This window comes from Burkholderia sp. Ac-20392, assembly GCF_017104585.1.
Taxonomy (GTDB): domain Bacteria; phylum Pseudomonadota; class Gammaproteobacteria; order Burkholderiales; family Burkholderiaceae; genus Burkholderia; species Burkholderia lata.
Map to the genome: position 1 here is coordinate 1 of NZ_JAAGPB010000988.1, position 1,562 is coordinate 1,562.

General features: G+C 71.3%; 1 protein-coding gene and 1 pseudogene. Both read right to left on the reverse strand.

All coding sequences use genetic code 11. From position 1 onward, the window contains the following. On the reverse strand, nucleotides 1-1,140 hold a 1,140-nt coding region (locus G3N99_RS40310), incomplete at its 3' end, for an HAD-IC family P-type ATPase (RefSeq protein WP_206125201.1). Continuing rightward, nucleotides 1,137-1,562, reverse strand: a pseudogene (locus G3N99_RS40315) (protease modulator HflK); the annotation flags it as partial. The gene G3N99_RS40310 and the pseudogene G3N99_RS40315, both read right to left, overlap by 4 nt.

Sequence of the window (1,562 nt, forward strand, 5' to 3'; positions counted from 1 at the left end):
CGCCGGATGCGCACTGCTTTCGCCGAGCCGCGCGGCCAGCGCACGCGCCTGCGCGCCGTCGGCACCGGGCTGCAGCCACACCTGCCGGACCTGCAATTCCCCGCGGGTGAGCGTGCCGGTCTTGTCGATCACGAGCGAATCGACCTCGGCGATCTTGTCGAGGAACGCGGCATTGCGAAACAGGATGCCGTGCCGCGCGCCGACCGCGATCCCGGCAATGGCCGTGGACGGCGCGGCGAGCACCAGCGCGCACGGACACGCGGCCACGATGACCGCGAGCATCGCCGACGCATTCGCGGACGTGAACCAGACGATCGCCGCGATCAGCAGGACGAGCGCGAGATACGCGCCCATGTGCCGCTCGAGCACCTGCGTGACGGGCGGTTTCACCTGTTCCGCGTGCTGCATCAGCGCGATGATCTTGCCGAGCGTCGAATCCTTGCCGGTATGCGTGACGTCGATGCGCAACACGCCGTCGAGATTCAGCGCGCCGCCATACACCGTGCTGCCGGCATCGACGTCGTGCGGCACGGATTCGCCGGTGATCGGCCCGTTGTCGACGCTCGACGTGCCCGCCGCCACGATGCCGTCGACCGGAATGCGCGCGCCGGCCACCACTTCGATGCGGTCGCCCACCCGCAGCGCGTCGTACGCGACGTCGACCACGGTGCCGTCGGCGCCGATGCGGCGCACACGGCCGGCCGTCAGCCGGCCGAGCGCTCGGATCGCCTCCTGCGAGCCGAGCACGCTGCGCTCTTCGAGTGCATGGCCGAACGTCATCACGATCGGCAGCAGCGCGGCCGTCGTCATGTCGCCGATCGCCCACGCGGCCAGCATCGCGAGCGCGATCAGGCGATCGGTCACGCCGTGCAGGCTCGGCGCACGCAGGCTGTGCCACGCACTTGCGAACACCGGCCCCGCGACGATCAACGACGCGAGCGCGGCCAGCAGTTGCGCAAGCGTGTCGCCGCCGGCCGCCAGCATGCGCCACGCGAACGACAGCACGAGCAGGCCGCCCGCGAGCAACGCCAGCGCGATCTGCCGCGTGATCGTGCGGCGCTCGCCGGAGGACAGCGCGTAGGCCGTCTTGCCGGCGGGCGCGGTGTCCGGCTGCGTGGCCGGTTCAGCGAGCGAATTCATCGGGCGTTTCCGGGCAGGATCAGGTTCGAGGTGTCGTGCGGATCGATCGTCGTCACGCGTCCGGCTTTCGACAGCACGCGCTGCACGCGATCGCGATACAGCCGCGCCAGCAGCCCCGGATCGCCGTTGTCGCGGAGTGTCGCGTCGAGCTGCCGGATTTCCAGCGTGTCGGTCTGCGCGGTGGCGACGCGTTCGGCCGCATGGGCCTGTGCGTCCTGGACGATCCGGTCGGCATCCTGCTGCGCGTCCTGGCGCCGCTGCTCGGCAGCGGTGCGCGCTTCGGCGATGGTCCGTTCGGCGACCTGCAGCGACGTCAGCACCGCGTTGAACGCATCGGCGGCCGCACCGGGAAACGCGGGCTGCACGTCGACGCGCGCGACTTCGACGCCGAGCCCCGCGTGCACCGCGTCGAGTGCGCGCAG